We start from the raw sequence: 23,797 nt of genomic DNA on the forward strand, positions 1-23,797 counted from the left end.
GGACAATTCCGTTTTCTGGAGCGTAGACCCGACTGGATCAGATCGGCGCTCCAAATTCCTTGATTTCACGCAAGTCCGGAGGCGAAACCGGGAGCCGGTTTCGCCGGAACCGCATCAGACGCGGGCTTCAGCCGCTGCCACCACGGCGTCCACCGTGATGCCGAAATGCTTGTAGAGTTCCTTGTACGGACCGGAAGCGCCGAAGCTCTTCATGCCGATGAAGGTGCCGTGGGAGCCGATGATCTCGTCCCAGCCCTGGCGGATGGCGGCTTCGACGCCGATCTTGACTGCCGCGTTGCCGATGACGGCCTTGCGGTAGTCTTCCGGCTGCTCGGCGAAAAGCTCGAAGCAGGGGACGGAAACGACGCGGGCGGCGATGCCCTTGTCTGTCAGTGCGCGGGCTGCCAGCACGGCGATCTCGACTTCCGAGCCGGATGCAAAGATCGAAACCTTGGCGTCCTTGGCGGCGACGAGCTCGTAGGCACCGAGTGCGCAGAGGTTCTTTTCCGACATTTCGGTGCGAACGGCCATCAGGTTCTGGCGGGTCAGCGCAATGCCGGACGGACGGTCCTGCGTCTCAAGGGCGATCTGCCAGCATTCGGCGGTTTCAGTCGCGTCGGCCGGGCGGAACATCATGAGGTTCGGGATGGCGCGCAACGCCGCCATCTGCTCCACCGGCTGGTGCGTCGGGCCGTCTTCGCCGAGACCGATGGAATCATGCGTGAGAACGTGGATGACGCGGATGCCCATGAGGGAGGCAAGGCGGATCGACGGACGGCAATAGTCCGAGAAGATCAGGAAGCCGCCGGAATAGGGGATGAGGCCGCCATGCAGCGCCATGCCGTTCATGGCAGCGGCCATGCCGTGTTCGCGAACGCCCCAGTGCATGTAGCGGCCGGAGAAGTCCGTCGGCGTGATCGACTTTGTCTGGCTCGTCTTGGTGTTGTTCGAGCCGGTCAGGTCGGCGGAACCGCCGATCGTTTCGGGAACGACGCCATTGACGACTTCCAGCGCGTTTTCAGAGGCCTTGCGTGTCGCGACCGTCGGCTTCTCGTCAGCAAGCTTCTGCTTGTAGGCGGAAATTGCGGCGCCGAAGCCTTCAGGCAGCTTGCCGGCGAAGCGGCGAGTGAATTCGGACTTCTTGGCCGTGTCAGCGGCAGCAAGGCGGGCTTCCCAGTCCGAACGGGCCTTGGCCGAACGTGTGCCGGCCGCGCGCCATGCGTCGAGCACGTCTGCGGGAACGACGAAGGGCTCGGAGTCCCAGTTCAGCTGCTTGCGGGCGGCGGCGATTTCTTCCGCGCCGAGCGGTGCGCCGTGAACATTGTGCGTGCCCTGCTTGGTGGGCGCGCCGAAGCCGATGATCGTCTTGCAGGCGATCATGGTCGGCTTGTCGGACTTCTGGGCGGTTTCGATCGCAGCGGCAATCTCATCCGGGTTATGACCGTCGACAGCGATCGTGTTCCAGCCGCAGGCGCGGAAGCGGGCGTGCTGGTCGGTGGAGTCAGCAACACCGACATGGCCGTCGATGGTGATGTCGTTGTCGTCCCAGAAGACGACGAGCTTGTTGAGCTTCAGGTGGCCGGCGAGCGAAATCGCCTCTTGGCTGATACCTTCCATGAGGCAGCCGTCGCCGCACAGAACATAGGTGTAATGGTTCTGCAGGTCGGCGCCGAACTCGTCGTTGAGCTTGCGCTCGGCAATCGCCATGCCGACGGCATTGGCAATGCCCTGGCCGAGCGGGCCGGTCGTCGTTTCGATGCCCGAGGCGTGACCGTATTCCGGATGGCCGGCGGTCTTGGCGCCGATCTGGCGGAACTGCTTGATGTCCTCGATCGTCATGTCCTCATAGCCCGTGAGGTAGAGGAGCGAGTAGAGCAGCATCGAGCCGTGGCCGGCGGAGAGCACGAAACGGTCGCGGTCGGCCCAGAGCGGCTGCTTGGGATCGAACTTCAGATAGCGCGTGAAGAGCACCGTGGCGATGTCGGCCGCGCCCATCGGCAGGCCGGGGTGGCCGGAATTTGCCTTCTGGACGGCATCCATGGACAGGAAGCGGATCGCATTGGCCATCCGGTTATGTTGTTCGCGCGAGATCATGATTTACCCGTCTTTTCCGGTGTCGATTGAGTGACCGCGCGTTCCTCCCGCGGCCTCCGTGAAATCGCGGAGAGACATAGCAGGTGGGGCGCTGGAGTCAACAAAACTGAGTGTTCTGCGGCATGTCTAACCGCGCTTTCGCGACCGAGTTCAAGCGATAACTTGTCGCGGTCACAATGGCGGCGAGATTTGAAACGATTGATGTCTCATCCACAGCAAAGCGGGTTGGAGTGCGCTCTGATCGCGCCGCGCTTTATTGACGCTAGTCGGTTCAACTGACTACTGTTCAACGATAAGCCGACCGAAGCTGTGACGATTCGCCGGCGCGCAAATGTCTATTCAGCGTATGAGGATGCAGGGCAGAGATGGCTCCGGGAGACAAGACGGTCAAATCGGCAGTCGAGGAACTGAGGGTCGCCGTGCAGGCGCTTGCGGGCGCAATCGACGGTCGCTTTGATCGGGAAATGTCTTCGGCGGAGTATCGGGGGGAGGTGCGACGCGTCCATCAGGACCGCGCCAAGCTCGCGCATGATCTCGACCAGTCCGAATTCCGGGCGAACCGGCTGGAAGAAGTCAACCGCGAGGTTTCCCGCCGTCTGGTGACGGCGATGGAAACCATCCGCGCCGTCCTCGATCGCTGACAGGAAAGATCATGGCCCAGGTCACCGTACAAATCGACGGCAAAGCCTATCGCATGGCGTGCGAAGAGGGCCAGGAAGGGCATCTGACCGAGCTTGCGGCCCGGTTCGACCGCTATGTGATGCATCTCAAATCGCAGTTCGGCGAGATCGGCGATCTACGCCTCACCGTCATGGCCGGCATCATGGTCATGGACGAGTTGTCCGATGTGAGCCGCCGGCTGAAGGCGCTGGAGACGGAAACCGAAAACCTTGCCCGGTCCCGCGAGAGCATGCTGGCCGCTTCTGACAAGAGCGACACGCTGCTCGTTGCGGCGCTTGGCGAGCTGACGAACCAGATCAACGGGATCACGCAGAAGATCAACGGCGGTTGAAGGTTGCCTTACGCCGACTTTAAGGTCGGAATGGCCGAGACATCGATCGAATGCTCGGCCTGCCACGCATCATGGGCAGCCTGCATCCTAAGCCAGACGCCCGCTCCATCGCCGAACAGTTTTCCAAGGCGCGCGGCGACGTTGGGCGAGACAGGCTTCCTTTCGTTGATGATGTCATAAAGCTGCTGTCGCGAAATGCCGAGCAGATTTGCGATCTCGACCTTGGTCTTGCCGGTCGCCGGAATGATATCATCGAGCAATGCGCCCGGATGCGAAGGGCAGCGCTGAATTGGACGTCTAATTTCATTCGTCATGATCTTCGCCTTTTCCTCGGTCCTGCTACTCAATGATACTGTTCCAAATCAACGTTCCAAGCGTCACCGTCCGAGAATTCAAACGTTATGCACCAAGGACCGTTGATATGGACCGTGTATCGAGGCGGCTCAAAACCTCGCAGCGCATGGAAGTTGAAACCGGGCAGATTCATTTCTTCTACGCGTTCTATCTGTTCAAGTCGGTCAAGATGCAGATTTATTCGTCTTTGCAAAGCAGGCTGAACCTTGCTTGAGCGACCTGTTTCGAAAAGCTCTTTCAACGCCTTGCTCTTGAATGTCCTGATCACTGCCGCCTCAACCGTGAACAATCATCAGGAGAAATATGTAAGTTTTTTGCTTACATATGTCAACGCGATTCAGCTTACGCTCGCTCCGCCCGTTTCACCAGCAGCTTGTCGATGCGGCGGTTGTCGAGGTCGATGACTTCGAAATGCCAGCCCTGGGCCGTGAAAGTTTCGCCAAGCACGGGGAGGTGTTTCAGCTCTTCGATGGCAAAGCCGGCGACAGTTTCGAAATCGGGGTCGTCGCCGACGGAAATGTTCATGCGGTCGGCGAATTCGTCGATGGGGGTCCAGCCGGCGACGAGGTAGGAGCCATCCTCGCGAAGAAGAATGGCGGGCTCTTCGGACGTATCATCCATGAAGACGCCGGTGATGGCTTCCAGGACGTCTCCCGAAGTGACGATACCTTCGAAATGGCCGAACTCGTCATAGACGAGAACCATGTGGGCCGGCGTCTGGCGCAGGGCTTCGATAACGTCGATGGCGCCTGAAAGGTCCGACACGACGGGCGCGTCGCGCATGATCGCCTTGAGGTTCAGCTTCTCGCCGCGCAGCAGGGCATCCAGCGCATCCTTCACGAAAAGCACGCCGACGATTTCGTCCGAGGCGCCGTCGCGGACCGGAAGGCGCGAGCGTTGGGTCTTTTGCAGTTGCTCGCGGATTTCCGCATCGGTGTCTTCGATATCGAGAATTTCCACGTCGCGTCGTGGCGTCATCAGGCCGCGTGCCGTGCGGTCTGCCAGGCGCATGACGCCAGAGATCATGGCGGATTCTTCCGCCTCGATGACGCCGGCATGATGGGCTTCGGCAAGAACGGTGCGGATTTCCTCGTCGGTTACGGCGTCATCCGAAGCGCCTTTCTGGCCGAGAAGTGCGAGGACTGCCTTGCCGGAGGCATCGAGCAGCCAAACCAGCGGCAGCGCAAAGCGCGACAGCCAAGACATGGCAGGCGCGACCTTGACGGCAACCGCTTCGGGTGCGCGGAGCGCAATCTGCTTGGGTACCAGTTCGCCGACGATGAGCGACAGATAGGTGATGGCAACGACGACCGAGCCGACGCCCAGCCAGTCCGCTGCGTTTGGCGACATGCCCTGTGCCTCAAGCCAGGTGGTCAGGCGGGCACCGAGCGTTGCACCGGAGAAGGCGCCGGAAAGGACGCCAACCAGCGTGATGCCGATCTGCACCGTCGAAAGAAAGCGGCCGGGGTTCTCTGCAAGGCGGATTGCGGTGGCTGCGCCCTTGCTGCCCTGTTCCGCCAGCATTCTCAGCCGAACGGGCCGCGAGGAGACAACGGCCAGTTCCGACATGGAGAGCACGCCATTGAGAATGGTCAGTAGGACGACGATGAGGATTTCGGTTAGCACGGGAATTCCATGGGGTTGGCCCGCTCGGCACCAGCGGTCTGGTGCCCGGGGTCAATGCATTCGCAAAAGGGGTGACATGGCTGATAGTGTGCGAACGCTCGCATAATAGGTGCTGATTCTGTCGTGTTCAATGCGCGCATTGCAGATGAGTTGCGTAAAACAAAAAGCGGCACTGGTAATCAGCGCACTTTCGGCCTACATTGTGAATGCGGTCTGCGCCTCACGACAGGTCATCACATCCCTGGGGCCATACTCGATCCTAAGGGAACTGTCCCTGACCAGACCCGTGGGTTTGGTCACATGGTGCCCACCTACTTCTGTAGGCGCCCAGGATCGTAAAGCACCATCGGTTGCCGTGGATCGCACTCTTTCTTTTCGTTCACGCAGTTTTTTGCGTTCACGCGCTGGTCGCCCTTCGGGCTGCGCTCCACGGGGGCGCCGGATGACCGGCGACGCGCTCTGCGCTTGCGGTACTTTGTGCCGAGGTTTCCCTTTCATGCTTGGAGCAAAGAAGCCGTGAGGCCTTCGTTTGATCTATCCCCTTGTCTCCAGAACATGTGCGTGTATGGTCCGGTCCGATCCGGAAAGCCGTGCTTTCTTCCCTTCGTCTTATGCCATTCGGGGACCTGCCATGACCTTCAAAACTCTTGACGATCTCAACGACATCGCCGGCAAGCGCGTGCTGGTGCGCGTCGACCTCAACGTTCCCGTCAGTGACGGCAAAGTGACGGATGCGACGCGTATAGAGCGTGTTGCGCCGACCATTCTCGAGCTTTCCGACAAGGGCGCGAAGGTGATCCTGCTCGCGCATTTCGGCCGTCCGAAGGGCGAAGTGGTTGCCGACATGTCGCTGAAGACGATCGCGCCGGCGGTTGAAGCCGTGCTCGACCGCCGCGTGCTCTTCGCCTCCGATTGCATTGGCGATGTCGCGAAGTCCGCAATCGATGCCATGCAGAACGGCGATATCCTGCTTCTTGAAAACACCCGCTTCCACAAGGGTGAGGAAAAGAACACGCCGGAGTTCACCGCAGCCCTTGCCGCCAATGGCGACATCTTTGTCAATGACGCCTTCTCGGCTGCCCACCGCGCGCATGCCTCGACGGAGGGCCTTGCCCATCACATGCCGGCTTACGCGGGCCGCACGATGCAGGCCGAGCTTGAGGCGCTGGAAAAGGGTCTCGGCAATCCGACCCGCCCGGTCGTGGCGATTGTCGGCGGCGCGAAGGTCTCCACCAAGATCGATCTGCTGCAGAACCTCGTGAAGAAGGTCGATGCGCTGGTCATCGGCGGCGGCATGGCGAATACGTTCCTGGCGGCTCAAGGCATCAATGTCGGCAAGTCGCTCTGCGAGCATGATCTCGCTGACACCGCCCGCACGATCCTCGCAGAAGCCGAGAAGGCCGGCTGCGCCATCGTTCTTCCGGTGGACGGCGTTGTTGCCCGCGAGTTCAAGGCCAATGCGGCCAACGAAACCGTTGCCGTTTCTGCCATTCCGGCAGACGCGATGATGCTCGATGTGGGTCCGAAGTCGGTCGAAAAGGTCAATGGCTGGATCGAGAAGGCCGCGACGCTGGTCTGGAACGGTCCGCTCGGCGCCTTCGAGATCGAGCCCTTCGACAAGGCGACAGTTTCTGCCGCACAGCATGCGGCTGCGCAGACCAGGGCCGGCAAGCTCGTCTCTGTTGCCGGTGGCGGCGATACGGTTGCTGCCGTCAATCATGCCGGCGTGGGCGACGATTTCACCTATGTCTCGACCGCCGGCGGTGCCTTCCTGGAATGGATGGAAGGAAAGCCGCTGCCGGGCGTGGATATCCTCAACGCTTCGAAGTAACTGAACTGTTGCGGCCGCCGATAAATTCGGCGGCCGTATTAAATATAATAAAAACAATAGGATTTTTCGGTGAATTTTAAACCGATTTATTTTTATTTAAACCGATTTAGTCAAATTTAAATCGTTTAAGGCATTTTAAGGCCCATTTTCCTCGTCATATTCTTCTGTTATCGGCGGTTAAACGTTGAACGGAGGTGTTTTGAAATGGCCGAACGGATTGAAGATATTGCAGTCGCGATGGTGGCGCCGGGCAAGGGGTTGCTCGCAGCGGACGAATCGACGTCCACGATCAAGAAGCGCTTCGACAGCATCAACCTGACCTCGACCGAGGACAGCCGGCGCGATTATCGCGAGATGCTGTTCCGCGCCGACGACGCGATGAAGAACTACATTTCCGGCGTCATTCTCTATGAAGAAACGCTCTTCCAGAAAGCCAAGGACGGCACGTCGCTGGCCGATCTGATCAAGGCTGCCGGCTCGATCCCCGGCATCAAGGTCGATACGGGCGCAAAGCCCATGGTCAACTTCCCCGGCGAAACGATCACGGAAGGCCTCGACGGCCTTGGCGAGCGTCTTGCCCGCTATTACGAAGCCGGTGCACGCTTTGCCAAGTGGCGCGGCGTGATCGCCGTTTCCGACGTGTTGCCGACGCGCGGTTCGCTGCGCGCCAATGCCCAGGCGCTGGCCCGCTATGCCGCGCTCTGCCAGGCCGCCGGCATCGTGCCGATTGTCGAGCCGGAAGTGCTGATGGACGGTGCACCGGGCACGCATTCCATCGACCGTTCGGAAGAGGTGACGGAATGGACGCTGCGCACGACGTTTGAAGAGCTTGCCGAAGCGCGCGTCAGCCTCGAAGGCATGATCCTGAAGCCGAGCATGGTCATCGACGGCAAGAATGCCCGCAAGGCCTCCGTTGCCGAAGTGGCCGAGCGCACGGTTCGCGTGCTGAAGCGCACGGTTCCCTCCGCCGTTCCGGGCATTGCCTTCTTGTCGGGTGGTCAGTCCTCCGAAGAAGCAACTGCGCATCTGTCAGCCATGAACACCTATGACCTGCCGTGGAAGCTCACCTTCTCCTATGGCCGCGCTCTGCAGGCAACGGCGCTCGCCGCATGGGGTGGCAAGCCGGAGAATGTCGCTGCCGGCCAGCGTGCCTTCACGCACCGCGCCCGCATGAACGGGCTTGCTGCCCTCGGCAACTGGAAGGCGGACCTCGAAAAGGCTGCTTGAGGCCCTTTCGATCCAGTCTTGAAAATCGGACGCGCGGAAGGAAACTTTCGCGCGTTTTTATTTTCCGCGCATTTTCGTCTATCTCAGCAGGCTGACGAACATTGTGATTGCGAAGGCGAAGACGGCAATCTTCCAGAAATCGCCGCGACGGCGCAGGCCCGGCAGACCGAGCGGTTTCACGATATGGACCAGCATGGCCAGGATCAGCAACAAAGCGATAATCTTCGTCACGTTGCTTCATGCCCTGTTCTTGAGTTTCGCCATATCCGTGTCATGATTTCCGTCATAAGCATTCGACAGAGAAGTTTCGGGACCACGATCATCCTTCGCGCTAAAGCAAAGGCGGTCCTCTTTCAAGCCGGACACATATTTATAGGCCTGCCTTGATGCGCGGGTTGGGACGGGACATTCATGCGGCGTAATCTTCTTCCGGTATTTTCGCTTCTGGTCGGAACGCTGTTTCTGTTCTTCGGCAATGGCCTGCATTCGCTGCTTCTGCCGCTCCGTGGCACGGCTGAAGGGTACTCGACGACGACGCTCGGGCTGCTCGGGACGTCCTGGTCGACGGGCTTTGTCGCGGGTTGCTTTCTGGCCCCGATCGTCGTGCGCCGGATCGGCCATGTCCGGGCTTTCTCAGGCTTCCTGTCGCTGACAGCGATCATCGCGCTGCTGACGGGGATACTGATTGAACCTACAGCGTGGATCGCGTTGCGCGCGCTCACAGGATTTGCCTCCGCCGGAACGTCGATGATCATCGAAAGCTGGCTCAACGAGCGCGTCGATAACAAGAACCGTGGTGTCATCTTTTCAACCTATATCATGATCACGCTGGCGGGCGTCGTCGGCGGGCAGATGATGGTGGCTTCGGGCGACATTCACACGACCGTGCTCTTCATGATCGTGGGCATTCTCTATTGTGTGGCCATGCTGCCGACAACGCTGTCCACGGCGGCGTCTCCGCAGCCGCTGAAGAGCGTCAGGCTTGATGTCATTGCTCTCTACCGGAATTCGCCGATCGCCTTTGTCGGCATGGTGCTGATCGGGATTGCCAATGGCGCATTCGGGACGCTCGGTGCAGTCTTCGGCGCGAAAGCCAATCTCTCGTCAGGACACGTTGCTTTGATGATGAGCCTGGCGATTGCCGCCGGCGCCCTGATCCAGATCCCGACCGGCCGTCTTTCCGACCGCATGGATCGCCGTCTGGTTCTGGCGACGCTTGCGGGGATCGGTGCGCTTTCCGGCTGGGTGCTGGCGCTCTTCCAGCCTTCGAATGTCATGGTGCTTCTGGCGATCGTCTCGCTCTATGGCGCATCGGCAAACGCACTCTATCCGCTGGCTGCCGCGCATGCCAACGATCATGCCTCACCGGAAAACTATGTGAAGGTGTCGGGCGGACTGCTCCTGCTTTACGGTCTCGGCACGGTCATCGGGCCGACGCTCGGCGGCCCGGTCATGGCGGCCTTCGGGCCTTACGCGCTTTTCGCCATCACATCACTCGCCCATGTCGCCATCACCATCTACGCTGTCTTCCGGTCGCGCATGCGTGCTCCGGTGCCGACGGCGGATCGCGACGCCTATATTCCGCTCGGCCATATCACCGTGAAGACCCCCGAGAGCTTCAACCTGAGCCCGCTTGCCGGCGGATCGACTGAGGAGGGGCAGGGCGGTGACCGTCATGGCAAGGGCAAGGAGGAGAAAGCGGCATGAGTGTTTTTGACGAGGACCGGCCGACCCGAAAGGTGGCCCACGACATCGGGCAGGATCTTTCTCTTCTTTCGGTGGACGAGCTGAACATGCGGATTGAATTGCTCAAGTCCGAGATTGCGCGCCTTGAGGTCGAGGCTGTGGCCAAAGGCGCCAGCCGTGCCGCTGCTGACAGCCTCTTCAAACGATGATTGCGTGTTCAAAAACGGCACTTTTCCGGCAATGTTAAGTAATCAGAAACCTTCATAAGATATTACTAGGGTCATCCAGAGCTTTCTGGGTTCAGATGGTTCAGCTTCATGAGCGACTTCTGATTTTCTCCCTGTTTTACCTTGAGAGCCGCTTTTTGCGGCTCTTTTTTTGTTTGCGTTGCAACAATTCTGGCCGAAAAACGTGGTCCTGCCACTGGTTAATGGGGGTATTAACCTTTTCTTAAGATTCGGCTTGCGCCCTTGTGCTATTAGCATCATGTTATGTTCACACAAGCAGGGAACAAAAATTCCCTTCAGCCTTTAAGTTTGATGCGTACCGAGGCGATAAAGAATGTCTGACACCGGTTTGAACACCATCAGTTTCGCAGGCCATGCGGCTTCGTCCGCACAGTTCAAGTCGCTCTATGCCGAGGGCATGGCGCTGGTTGAAGAAACCGCGAGCTACCTCGACGGTCCGGGTCGCGCCGCTTCCAAGGTTCTGCCGCGTCAGGTTTCGGTTCTTTACGCCGCAGAATCCATGCGCCTGACCACCCGCCTCATGCAGATGGCCTCCTGGCTGCTCCTGCAGCGCGCCGTCAACAATGGCGAGATGACCCGCGACCAGGTCATGTCGGAAAAGAAGAAGGTTCGTCTCGACGCCTACAACCTCGACCGCGAGGCTCCGGGCTGGGAAGACCTGCCGCTCTCCTTTCGCGAACTGATCGAGCGTTCGCATCGTCTGCAGAGCCGCGTGGCGCTGCTCGACCGCGAAATCTATCGCCCGGCTGACGCGCCGGCTGTTCATGACAACCAGAACAGCGTTCAGGCGCAGCTCTCGCTGCTGCAGACCGCCTTCGGTCGCCACTGACGCCTCTCTTGGTTTCGGACTGAAAGCCGTCCCGCTTTCCCCGGAACGACCATAGAACCATCCTGAGTACGACTTGACGGCGGAGGCAACTCCGCCGTCTTTTTGTTTGTCAAAGGAATGTAGTAGCCGGGGGCGAGGAGACGGCCGCGAAACGCAAAAAACCCGGCACAAAGGCCGGGCTTTCAGAACATGCCTGTCAACAGGATCAGAGGCCGAGGCCGCCGAAGCGCTTGTTGAACTTGGAAACGCGGCCGCCGCGGTCCATGAGCTGCTGGTTGCCGCCGGTCCAGGCCGGATGCGACTTCGGGTCGATATCCAGGTTCAGCACGTCGCCTGCAGCGCCCCACGTGGAGCGGGTTTCGTATTCGGTACCATCGGTCATGACCACCTTGATCACGTGATAGTCGGGATGAATGTCAGCCTTCATAACCTTGTCTTCCTGCCTGGGGTGGGAACAATTGCCGCAGACCATTGCGGCATCTGACCCAAACGCGTAAATGGAGCCGCAACCGAATTTTGGCCGGTCCCCTAATGAGTGCCGTGCCTATACATGAAGGATTGCCGGATAACAAGGCCCGGCGGACAAAACTTGCGCATTCCCGCAAGCCTGCCCGTTGCCTGCCGTCGGCATCTGAGCGAGAGGGAATGGCGTTGAGCGAAGTCGATCATCTGGAAGCACCGCGCACGCGATCGCTGAAGCCGCTGGCCACACTTCTTCCCTATCTCGGCCACTACCGCGGAATGGTCGTCAAAGCGTTGATTTTCCTGACGCTTGCCGCCGTCGCCACGCTGGCTTTGCCGCTGGCCGTGCGCCGCATGATCGACCACGGCTTCTCGCAGTCGGATGCAGGCTTCATCAACAACTATTTCGGCATGCTGATCGCACTGGCGCTGTTGCTCGCCTTTGCCAGCGCCATGCGGTATTATTATGTCATCTCCATCGGCGAGCGGATCGTTGCGGACCTCCGGCGTGATGTTTATTCCCATGTCATCAAGCTTTCCCCGTCCTTCTTCGACGTCAATCAGTCCGGCGAGATTGTCTCGCGGCTGACGGCCGATACGACTCAGGTGAAGTCGGTCGTGGGCGCAACGGCGTCGCTGGCGCTGCGCAACCTCATCCTCTGTCTCGGCGGGGCGGCGATGATGGTTTACACCAGTCCGCGGCTGTCGGCGCTGGTTCTGGTCGCCATTCCCTTCATCGTCTTTCCGCTCATTGCCTTCGGCCGTTCGGTGCGCAAGCGCTCTCGCTCTGCGCAGGATACGCTGGCTGAAGCCTCCGCCTATGCCAGCGAATCGATCGGCGCGATCCGGACTGTTCAGGCTTTCAACGGTGGACCTGCGGCAAGCGGGCGCTATGGGGATGCGATCGAAGGCGCATTCGGTGCTGCGCAGGCGGCGATCCGCTCGCGTTCGATCCTGACCGGCGTGGCGATTTCCATGGTGTTCGGCAGCATCGCCGGGGTGCTCTGGTATGGCGCGCATGCCGTGCTCGACGGGTCGATGTCGGCGGGTACGCTTGGGCAATTCGTGCTTTATGCGGTGGTAGCGGCGTCGAGCCTCGGGGCCCTTTCGGAAGTCTGGGGCGAGATTGCGCAGGCTTCGGGCGCGGCCGAGCGGCTAGCCGAATTGCTCGCCGAAGTGCCGGCCATCCGCGCGCCGGCAAACCCAAAGCGCTTTCCGGCGACTGCCGCCGGCGCAATAGCCTTCAATGACGTGCGCTTTGCCTATCCTTCAGCACCTGAGCGTTCGGCGCTCAAGGGATTGAGCTTCAAGGTCGAGCCCGGCGAAACGGTCGCCATTGTCGGCTCCTCGGGGGCGGGCAAGAGCACCGTACTTTCGCTCATCCTGCGCTATTACGATACGACGGCGGGTGAGATCGCGCTGGATGGTGTTTCTGTTCGTGACGTCGATCCCGCAGAACTGCGGGCGCGGCTTTCCATCGTGCCCCAGGATGTGACGATCTTTGCCTCAACCATTCACGACAACATTGCCTTCGGCCGGCCCAATGCCAGCCGCGCCGATGTCATCGCTGCGGCCAAGGCAGCGCACGCGCATGACTTCATCGAACGGCTCGACAATGGCTATGACACGATGTCGGGCGAGCGCGGCGTGACGCTGTCAGGCGGCCAGCGCCAGCGCATCGCCATAGCACGCGCTATTCTCAAGAACGCGCCCGTGCTGCTGCTGGATGAGGCCACCTCGGCGCTGGACGCGGAGAGCGAAAAGTTGGTGCAGAACGCACTCGACGGGCTGATGAAGGATCGCACGACGATCGTGATTGCGCATCGTCTTGCCACCGTGCTCAAGGCGAACCGGATTCTCGTCATGGACGATGGCCGCGTGGTGGAAGAGGGCAATCACCAGAGCCTTGTCGCCAAGGGCGGTATTTATGCGCGGCTCGCTTCGCTGCAGTTCGATGGCAAGGAACTGGCGGAGCTTCAGGTCTGAGCGCGATTGTCTCGGATGAAATAGTTTGCCGACATAACCTTTAGCCGTTAAAACACCAGCCAACAGCCCCGGGGTTGGGTTTAGGTTCAGTTATGCGCGCCTTCACCGCCAAGAAGTGAAACGCGCCACGCGGGAGGGTTTCATGACCGTCATCATCGCCGGGGCCGGCATTACCGGCCTGACGCTTGCCATTTCGTGCCATCAGGCGGGCATTCCGTTTCGCATCTTCGAACAGGTGAGCGAGCTCAAGCCGCTGGGCGTCGGCATCAACGTGCAGCCGCATGCCGTGCGCGAACTGTTCGAAATGGGCCTTGAGGCGGAGATGGACGCTATCGGCGTGCGCACGCGCGAGGTCGCCTATTTCTCCAAGAAGGGCAAGCAGATCTGGTCGGAGCCGCGCGGGCAGTTTGCGGGCTATTCCTGGCCGCAGTTTTCTGTTCATCGCGGCGGTTTCCAGATGATGCTGTTCCATGCGCTGGAAGAACGCGCCGGCAAGGGCACTGTGGTGACGGGTCGCGAGGCGGTCGATTGCAAGGATGTCGATGGCGGCGTCATCGTCACCTTCCGCGACAAGCAGGGAAATTTGTCCACGGCTGAAGGCACTGTCTTCGTCGCCTGCGAGGGCATTCATTCGAACATCCGCGCCAAGTTCTATCCGGGCGAGGGCGCGCCGCATTGGGGCGGCTCGATCCTGTGGCGCGGCACGGCGAAGGCCAAGCCCTTCATCACCGAAGCCACCATGGGCATGGCCGGCCACGAATGGCAGAAATTCGTGACCTACCCGATCAGCAAGGCCGACCCGGAAACGGGGGAGGCCGAGATCAACTGGATCGCGGAACTGAAATTCCCGCCGGACAAGAAATGGAACCGCGAGGACTATAACCGCCACGGCAATTTCGACGATTTCTTCCCGGCCTTCCAGGACTGGCACTTCGACTGGCTCGACATTCCGAAGCTGATGCAGGACGGCGGCTATTGCTACGAATTCCCGATGGTCGACCGCGATCCGGTCAAGCGCTGGACATTCGGCCGCACGACGCTGGCGGGTGACGCGGCGCACGCCATGTATCCGATAGGTTCCAATGGCGCGTCGCAGGGCATTCTGGATGCCCGCGTGCTGGTGCGCGAATTCATCGCGCGCGGCGTGGGTGTGGAGGCGCTGGAGGCTTACGAGGCCGAGCGCAGGCCGGCGACAACGCGGCTCGTCATGGCCAATCGCGGCAACGGGCCGGACCATGTGATGAACATTGTCGAGGAGCGTTGTGGTGGCGAATTCGAGAAGGTCTCTGATGTGCTCTCCGACGCGGAACTGCAGGAGACTGCCGCCAATTACAAGAAGATCGCCGGGATGGATGTCGATGGGCTGAACAGCCGTCCGTCCATCGTGCAACTGCCGAAGAAGGATGTTGCCTGACATGCCGCATTTCCTCGTCATTTCGCAGGACAAGCCGGGCATGCTGGAGGTCCGCAAGGAAAGCCGCGCCGCCCATCTCGCCCATGTGAAGACCGGCGGCGGCGGGCTTGTGCGCGTGCTCGTTGGCTCGCCGCTCGGTCGCGAGACGATGAACGGCACCTGGATGGTGATGGAAGCTGTCGACGAAGCGGCAATTCAGGCCTTCAATGCGGCCGATCCTTACGAGATCGCCGGACTGTTTGCTTCGCGGGAGATATTGCCCATCCACGCCGTGTTTGATCCATCGCGGATTGTGGCTGAGGATCAGGTTTAGGGGCGTTTGTCCATGTTTGGTGTGTGTGATATTATGCGCACAAGCATGGAGCGGACCCCGTGAACGATCACAAGGAAAGAGCGGCCTTCACGATTTCCAAGTCTCCGAATGCGGAGTTGGAAGGTGTCGTTCCTGCGTCAAAGCGCTCGCGCTTCGTAGAGCAGGCTATTGCCGATGCTCTGCTGCGCGATGCACGCAAGCGTGCGCTTGACGCGCTTGACGCGCTTGACAAGCTTCCATCCTACGATACGAGCGGCGAAGACAGCGTCGAGGTCCTGCGCCGGATCAGGCAGGAGCGGGATTCAGAGATCGCTTTGCGTCACCGCGTAGCGGCCGCTTGAAGCGAAGCTGCCCAGCGTTCGACGTCGCTGTGATCGATGCAATCACCAACGCGTTCAAACTTCTCCCATCTTGACTTGACGATGAGCCATTCATTGTCAGCTATTGCCGCATTGCGAAATTCGGGGTGTTCTTTGGCTCTGTCCTGATGAGTATCGCGGGGCAAGTCTGCCATGGCAGCTCCGTTCAAAGCATGGATAGACAGGCACGATAACATTGTTGCGCAATGTTGCGGGCCCTTATTTCCCCACGCTCTGCCCCGCGACTCTCCCCGAGAAAATGCAGCCGCCGAGAAACGTCCCCTCCAGTGCATTGTAGCCATGATAGCCCCCGCCGCCGAAGCCGGCGACTTCGCCGGCGGCGTAGAGGCCGGGGACGACTTGGCCGTTTTCTTCCAGCACACGGCCTTCGAGGTCTGTTTGCAGGCCGCCGAGCGTCTTGCGGGTGAGGATGTTGAGCCTGACGGCGATGAGCGGGCCTTTTGACGGGTCGAGCAGTCGGTGAGGTTTGGCGGTGCGCATGATCTTGTCGCCGAGATAGTTTCGTGCTCCGCGGATGGCGGTCACCTGCGCATCCTTGGAGAACGAGTTGTCGATCTCGCGGTCGCGGGCTTCCACCACGGCGCGGACGCGCTTGGTGTCGAGGCGGTGTTCGCCGGAAAGCGCGTTCATGCCTTCGACAAGGTCTTCCAGATTGTCGCGGACGACGAAGTCGGCGCCCTTCTCCATGAAGGCCTTGACCGGCGCGTTGGGCTCCTTGCCGAGGCGCTTGAGGAGGAGCGGGATGTTCTTGCCCGTCAGGTCCGGGTTCTGCTCGGAGCCTGAAAGGGCAAACTCCTTCTTGATGATGGCCTTGGTGAGGATGAACCAGCTATAGTCGTAACCGGTGGCCTTGATCGCCTTCAACGTTGCCAGCGTATCGAAGCCGGGCATGGCGGGGGCGGGGAAGCGGTTGCCCTCGGCATCCAACCAGAGTGACGAAGGGCCGGGCAGGATTCGGATGCCATGGTTCGGCCAGATTGGGTCCCAGTTCCGCAAGCCCTCGGTATAGTGCCACATGCGGTCGGCATTGATGACCGAGCCGCGCGCTGCCTGGGTGATGGCAACCATGCGACCGTCGACATGGGCGGGCACGCCCGACACCATGAATTCCGGCGGTTTGCCGAGGCGCTCGACCGGCCAGTTCTTGCGCACCAGATCGTGGTTGCCGCCGATGCCGCCGGAGGCGACGAGCGTTGCGCCGGCGGAGATTTCGAAATCGCCGATTGCGTTGCGGTTGCTCCTGCCGCCGCGCTGGACCGGGTCGGGCGCGAGCGTCGTTCCACGCGCGCCGGTGACGGCGCCGTTGGTGGTGATGAGTTCATCGACCTGATGACGGAAGCGGAAGGAGAGCAAGCCCTTCTTTTCGGCCTCACGGGCGAGGCGTACGAAGGGTTCGAGGACGCCGGGGCCGGTGCCCCAGGTGATGTGGAAGCGGGGGACGGAATTGCCGTGGCCGTTGGCGAGCGAGCCGCCGCGTTCGGCCCAGCCGACGACCGGGAACCAGCGCATGCCGAGCGAATGGAGCCAGGAGCGTTTCTCGCCGGCGGCGAAGTTGAGATAGGCTTCCGCCCATTGGCGCGGCCAATGGTCTTCCGGCCGGTCGAACTGCGCCGAGCCCATCCAGTCCTGGCGCGCGAGATCGAGATTGTCACGGATGCGCATGAAGCGCTGTTCGGGACTGTCGACAAAGAAGAGGCCGCCAAGCGACCAGAAGGCCTGCCCGCCCAGGTTCTGCTCACCTTCCTGATCGAGAACGATGACTTTCAGCCCGCGCGCGATGGCTTCAGTTGCTGCCACAAGACCGGCGAGACCGCCGCCAATCACCAGAAGATCACAATCCATGCCGCTCGCTCCTCCCATGCCTGAGCCGCATGTTCTTGATGTTGTTACAGCGGCCTTTCGGTCCGTCTCAGGCTAGCGTCCAGAGCGCCGGTGTCCAGTCCGTATTTCAGTTGTTTCAAGCGGATAAAGAGGCGGTTGTCGAAGGTGCCGTCGCTGAGGCCATTATCTTTCAGGAAGCGGGCGATTTCCTCGACGCCCTTTTCCAGCGTCCATTGCGGGGCAAAACCCGGAAGCGCTGTCAGCGCCTTGGTGAAATCGACCTTGTAGGAGCGCGGGTCGCCGCCGGTTTCGCCGGTAATTTCGAGATTGGCGGCGGGAAAGGCGGCCTTTACGGCCTGCGCAATGTCGCGCACCTGATAGTTGGCGTCATTGCGGCCGACATTGAAGGCCTGATTGTGGATCGCTTCGCGCGGCGCGGTGGCGGCGGCAAGGGCGGCGCGGGAAATGTCCTCGATATGGACGAGTGGCCGCCATGGCGTGCCGTCCGACATGACCTTGATGATACCAGCAGTATGCGCCCAGCCGGAGAGGTTGTTGACGACGAGGTCGAAGCGGGTGCGCGGGCTGACGCCATAGGCGGTGGCATTGCGCATGAAGACGGGGGAGAAACTGTCTGTCGCCAGCGCTGAGAGCCGTTCCTCGGAGCGGACCTTGGAAATGGCATAGGCGGAAACCGGGTTGAAGGCGGCGGTCTCGTCCAGTGCGCCCTCGTTCCCCGCGGCGCCGTAGATCGAGCAGGAAGAGGCGAAGATGAAGCGGGAGACGCCGGCGTCGCGCGCCAGTTCGCCGAGCCGGGCGGTGGCTTCCAGATTGATGTCATAGGTGAGGTCGGGGTTCAGCGCGCCCATCGGGTCGTTGGAGAGGCCGGCCAGATGGATGACGGCGTCGACGCCTTCCAGGTCTTCTTCCCTAACATCTCGGACGTCGCGGACAATCTGCCGGTCGGGGAGGATGTCGGGCGTCAGCGGCGAAACGCAGGTCTTGAAATAGCCGATATCGAGCCCGGTGGTCCGGTGTCCTGCCTCGCGCGCCAGCCGTGTCAGAACCGGGCCGATGAAGCCCTGATTGCCGGTGATGAGAATATGCATCCGTATCCGCCCCGCATCATTTCCTTTGCACTTTGAATAGCGAAAGGAACTGACGCGAGGCAGGAGCGCGATGGATCAGAATGCGACCTTCAGCCCTGCGCGGGCGGCGAGCGAGTAGGACTTGTCCGTGAAGGCCGTCGCGTCGACGCTGCCGAAAAGGTCGAGTTGCTGCGTGAGCTTGTAGTTGAAGCCCAGGCCGACCGATCCGCCGACCTTGGAGCGTGCGAAGCCGCTGCCTACCGTAAAGCTGTTGCCCGCCAGATTGGCCGAGAAGCCCGCCGGACCAACACGCTGCGCCGCAATGGCCGCCACCTGTACGTAGACATTGCCCGGAAGACCGCGCTGATCGACAAAGGCCTTCCTAACGCGGAACTCTGCGCGCTCTTCGAACTGCTGCGAGACGCTTTTGCCGTAGGTGACATTCTGGGTCGAGCCGGTTTCCGTATAGCCATCAAGGAAGGAGCCGGTGTAGCGCAGGCGGCCCGTCGGCGTGAAGGTCAGCCCGTCGCCGATGGGCATGTTGTAGCCGAGTGCGACTTCCGGCGCCAAGAAATAGCCGCGCACTCTGCCGGTTGCGACTTCCGCGCCATTGTTGATGTAGCGGCGTGTGGTCGCATCGAGGCTGCCGGCCGAGAACGTGCCATCCAGATTGAACGCGCCGAAGGAATAGCGGCCGTAGCCACCTCCGAATACTGTGTCCGTCGTCACATGGTCAAGCGACAGCGCCTGGTTGGTGCGCATGCGCGCCAGCCCGAAGAAGCCGCCGAGACGCCAGTTGTCTTCGCGACGCTCGTAGCCGAGCATCGTGCCGCCGGCATAGGTGCGCTGACCGTTCGTCGTGCCGAAGGGGTCCTGGAAATGGGCGCCGCCAAAGCTGCGCGACCAGACGAAATTGCCGAAGCGGTCATAGGCCTGGCCCGCGCCCTTCAAGAGGGCGTCGCTCGCGCCGGTGGCGGCGGAAGAGGCCACGACATTGGCGAAGGCAGCACGGGCGCGGCTTGTCTTCTGCGACTTGCGGTCGGGGAAGAAGGCTTGTGCGCCCGACGATGTCGTGGAGCCCGAAGTTGCTTCGTTCGACACGGTGTCACCGGTACCCAAATCGGTCGTGCCCACGATGTCGGCGAGGGTTGAAGGCGTTGTACTCAGCACGTCGTTAATGACAGACGATGCGTAGTTTGCCGCGACGGGGGCTGCGGTTACGACTGCCGTGTTGGGGCTGTTGTCCACCACAACGATGTTGCCGGTGCCTGCGCCGCTGAGCCCTGACGTGATCAACTGCTTGCCCGTGCCACGCAAATTGATGGTGTTGGTCCCGAGGACGTAGTTCTTCACGGCGAGCGTGTAGCTGCCCGTGTAGAAGTTCGTCGTGTTGCCGGCCGTGTTGTTGTAGTCGATGCCGTTGGTGAAGACGGAGCCATTGTAGATGTTGAACGTGCTGTTGCCGGCGTTGAGGAAAACGGCGGATGTGCCGCCTGAAATTGTGCCGTAGTTGGAGATGATAGCGCCGGTAGCGGCGCTGATCCCGAGCGTGGCACCGGCGATCAGGCCGCCCGTGTTGTTGGTGACGGTCAACTGCCCGCTGGTATTGTTGATCGCCTCGGCATTCGTAGCCCGGATCGTGCCGCTGTTGTTGATAGTCGCCGCGCCGCCGCCCGAATTCATGAACAGGCCGTTTGTCGCGCCTGTGATCTGCCCGAAATTGGTAATCGAGAGCAGGTTAGCCGATTGATGGTTGATGCCGTAACCGCCGCTGATTGTCCCCGACGCCTGGTTGGTCACGGAAACGTTTGCCGCATTGCCGCCCGTCAGAATGCCAGAACCGTTGCCACCGGTGAGCGCTGTAATAGCGCCACTGTTAAACACCACACTCGCTCCCCCGGCACCGTTGACGCCAATGTCGATTGCGTCGCCGCCTCCGCTGGTGTTCGAGATCGTCGATGAATTGGTGATGTTTGTGCCGGCTGCGGTAATGGTCGTGTTTCCGCTCGCGCTGGTCAGTGTTGCGGTGTTGGTCAGCGTGAGGAAGCCGGTATCCGTGATCGCAACGTTTGCACCGGCATTGGTTGCCGTGTTGTTTGTACAGGTCTGATTGGCGCCATTTGCTGCGCAGGCCGCTGCAGCTTCATCCACCGTGAGCGCGCTTGCCGATAGGGTGAGAGCCGTCAAAATCACGCTCGTGCGAGAGGGTGCCGACACCAGGGCGGCAAAGTACTTTCTGCAATAGATATTCATTTGTTGCCTCTAAAATAACAATGCGCCAACTCGAGAATTCAAAATTGGCGGCCGGGCCTTAAAACTGACGGCCTCGGATGGTTCATATTTCAAATTGATACATAAAGTCGAATATGTGTATGATTTGCCACGGAGTATCGGGCCAGTCAAGGAACTGCCGCCGAACAGAAGAAAGTTTTTTGTTTCGAAAGTGTTAATATCAATGATCCTTGGTATACGCGTTGCAGTTCTCCGGCAGCGTTAAACGGCCGGCATGAAATGAGGGTGCCATTTTAGGAGATCCGGCTCTTCCCCGGCAAAATGCTGCGCTGCATCGGTATTTCATAACCAAGTCTTAACCATAATGGTGTCTTGATGAAATCGATCGAATGCCGCGCAAGCCACGCCTTCCTTTAACCAAATTTGGCAGTAAAGAGGCTAGTCGAGTATGGGCGCTAAGAGCGAAGAGCGGTTGCTGCCGGCATATTGAGACAGATTTTTTCGCCGCCCGGTCCAAAGCCGGGCGTTTGGATTCGAAGGACGCTAGAACATGGAACAGGCAGCTTTGGGCGCAGTGAGCGAGGTCAGCCTCTGGTCTCTCTTCATGCAGGCAGGCATCGTCGTGAAGCTGGTCATGCTCGGCCTCCTCTCGGCTTCCGTCTGGACCTGGGCCATCGTCATCGACAAGGCCGTGACCTTCCGCAAGATCCGCAAGCAGCTTGACAATTTCGAGCAGGTCTTCTGGTCGGGCCAGTCGCTGGAAGAGCTTTACCGCAGCCTTTCGGAGCGTCCCGCCGCCGGCATGAGCGCGATCTTCGTTGCCGCCATGCGCGAATGGAAGAAGTCCTTCGAGCGCGGGGCCCGCTCGCCGATCGGCCTGCAGATGCGTATCGACCGCGCCATGGACGTCACCCTTTCGCGTGAATCCGAATATCTCGAGGGTCGCCTCGGTTCGCTCGCCACCATCGGTTCGGCAGCACCCTTCGTCGGCCTCTTTGGAACGGTTGTCGGTATCATGACCTCGTTCCAGTCGATTGCCGGCTCCAAGACGACGAACCTCGCGGTTGTTGCGCCGGGTATCGCGGAAGCGCTTCTGGCAACGGCCATCGGTCTCGTTGCCGCTATCCCGGCCGTCATCGCCTATAACAAGCTGTCGGGCGATGCCGGCAAGCTGACGTCCCGCATGGAAGGTTTTGCCGACGAGTTCTCGGCCATCCTGTCGCGCCAGATCGACGAGAAGCTCCAGTCTTCTCGTCCGGGTCAGGCCGCGCAGTAACTAACGCGGTCGCTCAAAGCGGCCGGTTCGAACGCTAAGAATATCGCAATTTCCGACGCAAAACCCACTCAATGTTTTGCTGGAATTGCTGAAGGAGTTTTCCGATGGGTATGGCAGTCAGCTCAGGCAAGGGCGGCGGTGGCGGACGCAGAGGCAGCCGTCGCAGGGGCGGCAAGGGTGGCCCGATCGCCGAGATCAACGTCACGCCGATGGTCGACGTCATGCTCGTGCTGCTCATCATCTTCATGGTGGCCGCACCCTTGATGACGGTCGGCGTTCCGGTCGACCTGCCGCAGACCAAGGCCAAGGAAATGAACGCAGAAACGCAGCCGATCACCATTTCGGTGAACAAGGACGGCGCGATCTATCTGCAGGAAACGGTGATCCAGATCGACGAACTGATCCCCAAGCTGCAGGCGATTTCGAAGACCGGTTACGAGGAACGCATCTTCGTGCGCGGCGACATGAATGCCGGCTACGGCACGGTCATGCAGGTCATGGCTGCCATTTCGGCGGCCGGCTACAAGAATATCGGCCTGGTCACGGCCCAGAAGCAGGACAAGTAAGCGAAAACGATGAGGGGCAGTGTTGTCACATCGGCGTTGATACACGCGGTCGTTCTGGCGATCGCGCTTGTCTCGTTGGGTTCGCCGCCGCCGCTCGAAGTGCAGCCGACGGAATCGCTGCCCGTCGATATCGTCCCGATCGAACAGTTCACCAATATCCAGCAGGGCGAGAAGACCGCACCGCTGAAGGAGAAGTCGTCGCCGAAGGCCACGAAGCGTCAGGACAAGGTCGATAATGCCGAGAATGCCGGCGAGAATAATATTGACCTGAAGAGCACGCCGACGCCGTCTCAGCGCCCGCAGAACACGGAAGTGGCCGCCGCGCCGAAGCCGTCGGAAGCCGCCAAGGACACCCAGACGAACAACGTCAAGGAAATCCAGAAGGAGCAGACGGCCGCGCCTTCGCCCTCGACAGCCGTGCCGACTCCCAAGCCGGAACCCACGCCGCCAAAGCCTGAACCGACCCCGCCGAAACCGGAACCGAAGCCGGAGCCGACGCCGCCGAAGCCCGAACCGACGCCCCCGAAGCCGGAACCCAAGCCCGAGCCGAAGACGCAGGAACAGCCCGAGAAGGCCGACGATTCGCCGTCGCCCGATGCGCTGCCCGTGCCGACGAAGAAGCCGACGCCGGACAAGCCGAAGGAAGAGGCGAAGAAGGAGCCGACGCCGGCCGACAAGCCGAAGCCGGAAGACAAGCCGAAGCCCGAGCAGAAGGAAGCCAAGGTCGAGCCGAAGCCGCGTCCGGACACCAAGCCCGACACCAAGACCGATGCGAAGTCCGATTCCAAGTCGGACGCGAAGACGGATGCGAAGAACCAGACCAAGTCCGATACCAAGTCGGCAAGCTCCGATTCGAAGACCGGCAAGGACAAGGAAAAGAAGGAAACGGCGAAATCCGCTTCCTCCCGCGATAGCGACAAGCTGGCTGACGAAGTGTCTGCCCTTCTCAACAAGGAAGACGCAGCCGGCGGCGGAGCGAAGCGCTCCAACCAGGAAGCCTCGCTTGGCGGCAAGAAGACGACGGGCGCGGGCAAACTGTCACAGAGCGAACTCGATGCGCTGAAGGGTGTGATCCAGAATAACTGGAACGTCATTCCGGGCATGATGGATGCGCAGAACATCCGCATTCGCGTGTCCTTCCATCTCGACCGCAGCGGCGAGATCGTGGGCGATCCGCAGGTAACGGTGACGGGGGGTGACGGCAGCTCGAAGGACGTCCTGGCCGCGAGCGCCAAGCGTGCCATCCTGAAATCCGCCCCATTTACCAGTCTACCGGCTGACAAATACGACACGTGGAGCGATGTGATCGTGAATTTCGATCCAAGCGACTTCATGTAACCGAACTTAACCCG

The 23,797-nt window shown here is 60.6% G+C and carries 23 protein-coding genes and 1 other RNA gene; 15 read left to right on the forward strand and 9 right to left on the reverse strand.

The features are described from left to right. Positions 1-114: 114 nt before the first annotated feature. Complete coding sequence (gene tkt, locus ABID16_RS15005; RefSeq protein WP_354557146.1) at positions 115-2,094, reverse strand: transketolase; 1,980 nt, start codon at positions 2,092-2,094, stop codon at positions 115-117. A gap of 365 nt (positions 2,095-2,459) precedes the next feature. Between tkt and ABID16_RS15010 the strand changes: the two genes are divergently transcribed. After that, positions 2,460-2,735, forward strand: coding sequence for a DUF4164 domain-containing protein (locus ABID16_RS15010; protein ID WP_354557147.1), 276 nt, complete (start codon positions 2,460-2,462; stop codon positions 2,733-2,735). Positions 2,736-2,746: 11 nt separating this feature from the next. Next, positions 2,747-3,106: a cell division protein ZapA gene (locus ABID16_RS15015; protein WP_354557148.1), complete on the forward strand. Its 360-nt coding sequence runs from the start codon at positions 2,747-2,749 to the stop codon at positions 3,104-3,106. An 8-nt stretch (positions 3,107-3,114) separates the two neighbouring features. Here the strand turns inward: ABID16_RS15015 and ABID16_RS15020 are convergent, their stop codons facing one another. The 3 genes from ABID16_RS15020 to ABID16_RS15030 form a co-directional block, all read right to left on the reverse strand. Further along, positions 3,115-3,420, reverse strand: coding sequence for a HigA family addiction module antitoxin (locus ABID16_RS15020; protein ID WP_354557149.1), 306 nt, complete (start codon positions 3,418-3,420; stop codon positions 3,115-3,117). A gap of 29 nt (positions 3,421-3,449) precedes the next feature. Further along, a complete protein-coding gene (locus tag ABID16_RS15025; protein ID WP_354557150.1) occupies positions 3,450-3,728 on the reverse strand; it encodes a type II toxin-antitoxin system RelE/ParE family toxin in 279 nt (92 codons plus the stop codon). A 74-nt stretch (positions 3,729-3,802) separates the two neighbouring features. Next, a complete protein-coding gene (locus tag ABID16_RS15030) occupies positions 3,803-5,086 on the reverse strand; it encodes a hemolysin family protein (RefSeq protein WP_354557151.1) in 1,284 nt (427 codons plus the stop codon). Positions 5,087-5,293: 207 nt separating this feature from the next. On the opposite strand from ABID16_RS15030, the gene ssrS reads away from it, so the two are divergent. The 3 genes from ssrS (at position 5,294) to ABID16_RS15045 (ending at position 8,144) form a co-directional block, all read left to right on the forward strand. Continuing rightward, a non-coding RNA gene (gene ssrS / locus ABID16_RS15035) (6S RNA) lies at positions 5,294-5,452 on the forward strand. Positions 5,453-5,717: 265 nt separating this feature from the next. Then, positions 5,718-6,917, forward strand: a complete 1,200-nt coding sequence (locus ABID16_RS15040) for a phosphoglycerate kinase (RefSeq protein WP_354557152.1) — start codon at positions 5,718-5,720, stop codon at positions 6,915-6,917. A gap of 204 nt (positions 6,918-7,121) precedes the next feature. Beyond that, positions 7,122-8,144: a class I fructose-bisphosphate aldolase gene (locus ABID16_RS15045; protein ID WP_354557153.1), complete on the forward strand. Its 1,023-nt coding sequence runs from the start codon at positions 7,122-7,124 to the stop codon at positions 8,142-8,144. 78 nt (positions 8,145-8,222) lie between these two features. Here the strand turns inward: ABID16_RS15045 and ABID16_RS15050 are convergent, their stop codons facing one another. Next, on the reverse strand, positions 8,223-8,375 hold the full coding sequence (locus ABID16_RS15050; protein ID WP_230829399.1) for a hypothetical protein: 153 nt from the start codon (positions 8,373-8,375) through the stop codon (positions 8,223-8,225). A 180-nt stretch (positions 8,376-8,555) separates the two neighbouring features. Between ABID16_RS15050 and ABID16_RS15055 the strand changes: the two genes are divergently transcribed. The 3 genes from ABID16_RS15055 to rcdA all read left to right on the forward strand — a co-directional run bounded on the left by ABID16_RS15055 (position 8,556) and on the right by rcdA (position 10,907). Continuing rightward, positions 8,556-9,851 carry an MFS transporter gene (locus tag ABID16_RS15055; RefSeq protein ID WP_354557154.1) on the forward strand — a complete coding sequence of 432 codons (1,296 nt, stop codon included), beginning with the start codon at positions 8,556-8,558 and terminating at the stop codon, positions 9,849-9,851. Further along, entirely contained in the window at positions 9,848-10,039 is a 192-nt protein-coding gene (locus ABID16_RS15060) for a DUF1192 domain-containing protein (RefSeq protein ID WP_354557155.1), read from the forward strand. The genes ABID16_RS15055 and ABID16_RS15060 overlap by 4 nt, the downstream gene beginning before the upstream one ends. 352 nt (positions 10,040-10,391) lie before the next feature. Then, positions 10,392-10,907 carry a protease adaptor protein RcdA gene (gene rcdA, locus ABID16_RS15065; protein ID WP_354557156.1) on the forward strand — a complete coding sequence of 172 codons (516 nt, stop codon included), beginning with the start codon at positions 10,392-10,394 and terminating at the stop codon, positions 10,905-10,907. Between the two features lie 205 nt (positions 10,908-11,112). On the opposite strand, the gene rpmE is transcribed toward rcdA, so the two are convergent. Continuing rightward, positions 11,113-11,334: a 50S ribosomal protein L31 gene (rpmE, locus tag ABID16_RS15070; protein ID WP_109856819.1), complete on the reverse strand. Its 222-nt coding sequence runs from the start codon at positions 11,332-11,334 to the stop codon at positions 11,113-11,115. A gap of 218 nt (positions 11,335-11,552) precedes the next feature. Here rpmE and ABID16_RS15075 point away from each other — a divergent pair, with 218 nt between their 5' ends. From ABID16_RS15075 to ABID16_RS15090, 4 genes are all read left to right on the forward strand, one after another. After that, entirely contained in the window at positions 11,553-13,355 is a 1,803-nt protein-coding gene (locus ABID16_RS15075) for an ABC transporter transmembrane domain-containing protein (RefSeq protein ID WP_354557157.1), read from the forward strand. Positions 13,356-13,497: 142 nt separating this feature from the next. Further along, positions 13,498-14,769: a flavin-dependent oxidoreductase gene (locus ABID16_RS15080; RefSeq protein WP_354557158.1), complete on the forward strand. Its 1,272-nt coding sequence runs from the start codon at positions 13,498-13,500 to the stop codon at positions 14,767-14,769. A 1-nt stretch (position 14,770) separates the two neighbouring features. Then, positions 14,771-15,082, forward strand: coding sequence for a YciI family protein (locus ABID16_RS15085; protein WP_354557159.1), 312 nt, complete (start codon positions 14,771-14,773; stop codon positions 15,080-15,082). Positions 15,083-15,141: 59 nt separating this feature from the next. After that, the gene (locus ABID16_RS15090) at positions 15,142-15,423 is read left to right on the forward strand and encodes a hypothetical protein (RefSeq protein ID WP_354557160.1); all 282 of its coding nucleotides are present in this window, start codon (positions 15,142-15,144) and stop codon (positions 15,421-15,423) included. Positions 15,424-15,660: 237 nt separating this feature from the next. Here the strand turns inward: ABID16_RS15090 and ABID16_RS15095 are convergent, their stop codons facing one another. The 3 genes from ABID16_RS15095 to ABID16_RS15105 form a co-directional block, all read right to left on the reverse strand. Next, complete coding sequence (locus tag ABID16_RS15095) at positions 15,661-17,304, reverse strand: FAD-binding dehydrogenase (protein ID WP_354557161.1); 1,644 nt, start codon at positions 17,302-17,304, stop codon at positions 15,661-15,663. 44 nt (positions 17,305-17,348) lie between these two features. Continuing rightward, on the reverse strand, positions 17,349-18,392 hold the full coding sequence (locus ABID16_RS15100; protein ID WP_354557162.1) for an NAD-dependent epimerase/dehydratase family protein: 1,044 nt from the start codon (positions 18,390-18,392) through the stop codon (positions 17,349-17,351). 75 nt (positions 18,393-18,467) lie between these two features. Further along, on the reverse strand, positions 18,468-20,558 hold the full coding sequence (locus tag ABID16_RS15105; RefSeq protein WP_354557163.1) for an autotransporter outer membrane beta-barrel domain-containing protein: 2,091 nt from the start codon (positions 20,556-20,558) through the stop codon (positions 18,468-18,470). 595 nt (positions 20,559-21,153) lie between these two features. Between ABID16_RS15105 and tolQ the strand changes: the two genes are divergently transcribed. The 3 genes from tolQ to ABID16_RS15120 all read left to right on the forward strand — a co-directional run bounded on the left by tolQ (position 21,154) and on the right by ABID16_RS15120 (position 23,783). Then, positions 21,154-21,879 carry a protein TolQ gene (tolQ, locus tag ABID16_RS15110; protein ID WP_354557164.1) on the forward strand — a complete coding sequence of 242 codons (726 nt, stop codon included), beginning with the start codon at positions 21,154-21,156 and terminating at the stop codon, positions 21,877-21,879. 104 nt (positions 21,880-21,983) lie between these two features. Continuing rightward, positions 21,984-22,445 (forward strand): protein TolR, encoded by a 462-nt coding sequence (gene tolR / locus ABID16_RS15115; protein ID WP_354557165.1) that lies wholly within the window; start codon positions 21,984-21,986, stop codon positions 22,443-22,445. A 9-nt stretch (positions 22,446-22,454) separates the two neighbouring features. Beyond that, entirely contained in the window at positions 22,455-23,783 is a 1,329-nt protein-coding gene (locus tag ABID16_RS15120) for a cell envelope integrity TolA family protein (RefSeq protein ID WP_354557166.1), read from the forward strand. Positions 23,784-23,797 lie beyond the last annotated feature (14 nt).

This window comes from Limnomicrobium aquaticum, assembly GCF_040545545.1.
Lineage (GTDB): Bacteria > Pseudomonadota > Alphaproteobacteria > Rhizobiales > Rhizobiaceae > Ensifer_A > Ensifer_A aquaticum.

What these genes read in the sequence shown, in the direction of transcription:
- tkt (WP_354557146.1), bottom strand. Translation starts at nt 2,094, where the DNA reads ATGATCTCGCGCGAACAACATAACCGGATGGCCAATGCGATCCGCTTC.
- ABID16_RS15010 (WP_354557147.1), top strand. Translation starts at nt 2,460, where the DNA reads ATGGCTCCGGGAGACAAGACGGTCAAATCGGCAGTCGAGGAACTGAGG.
- ABID16_RS15015 (WP_354557148.1), top strand. Translation starts at nt 2,747, where the DNA reads ATGGCCCAGGTCACCGTACAAATCGACGGCAAAGCCTATCGCATGGCG.
- ABID16_RS15020 (WP_354557149.1), bottom strand. Translation starts at nt 3,420, where the DNA reads ATGACGAATGAAATTAGACGTCCAATTCAGCGCTGCCCTTCGCATCCG.
- ABID16_RS15040 (WP_354557152.1), top strand. Translation starts at nt 5,718, where the DNA reads ATGACCTTCAAAACTCTTGACGATCTCAACGACATCGCCGGCAAGCGC.
- ABID16_RS15045 (WP_354557153.1), top strand. Translation starts at nt 7,122, where the DNA reads ATGGCCGAACGGATTGAAGATATTGCAGTCGCGATGGTGGCGCCGGGC.
- ABID16_RS15055 (WP_354557154.1), top strand. Translation starts at nt 8,556, where the DNA reads ATGCGGCGTAATCTTCTTCCGGTATTTTCGCTTCTGGTCGGAACGCTG.
- ABID16_RS15060 (WP_354557155.1), top strand. Translation starts at nt 9,848, where the DNA reads ATGAGTGTTTTTGACGAGGACCGGCCGACCCGAAAGGTGGCCCACGAC.
- rcdA (WP_354557156.1), top strand. Translation starts at nt 10,392, where the DNA reads ATGTCTGACACCGGTTTGAACACCATCAGTTTCGCAGGCCATGCGGCT.
- rpmE (WP_109856819.1), bottom strand. Translation starts at nt 11,334, where the DNA reads ATGAAGGCTGACATTCATCCCGACTATCACGTGATCAAGGTGGTCATG.
- ABID16_RS15075 (WP_354557157.1), top strand. Translation starts at nt 11,553, where the DNA reads ATGGCGTTGAGCGAAGTCGATCATCTGGAAGCACCGCGCACGCGATCG.
- ABID16_RS15080 (WP_354557158.1), top strand. Translation starts at nt 13,498, where the DNA reads ATGACCGTCATCATCGCCGGGGCCGGCATTACCGGCCTGACGCTTGCC.
- ABID16_RS15085 (WP_354557159.1), top strand. Translation starts at nt 14,771, where the DNA reads ATGCCGCATTTCCTCGTCATTTCGCAGGACAAGCCGGGCATGCTGGAG.
- ABID16_RS15095 (WP_354557161.1), bottom strand. Translation starts at nt 17,304, where the DNA reads ATGGATTGTGATCTTCTGGTGATTGGCGGCGGTCTCGCCGGTCTTGTG.
- ABID16_RS15100 (WP_354557162.1), bottom strand. Translation starts at nt 18,392, where the DNA reads ATGCATATTCTCATCACCGGCAATCAGGGCTTCATCGGCCCGGTTCTG.
- tolQ (WP_354557164.1), top strand. Translation starts at nt 21,154, where the DNA reads ATGGAACAGGCAGCTTTGGGCGCAGTGAGCGAGGTCAGCCTCTGGTCT.
- tolR (WP_354557165.1), top strand. Translation starts at nt 21,984, where the DNA reads ATGGGTATGGCAGTCAGCTCAGGCAAGGGCGGCGGTGGCGGACGCAGA.
- ABID16_RS15120 (WP_354557166.1), top strand. Translation starts at nt 22,455, where the DNA reads ATGAGGGGCAGTGTTGTCACATCGGCGTTGATACACGCGGTCGTTCTG.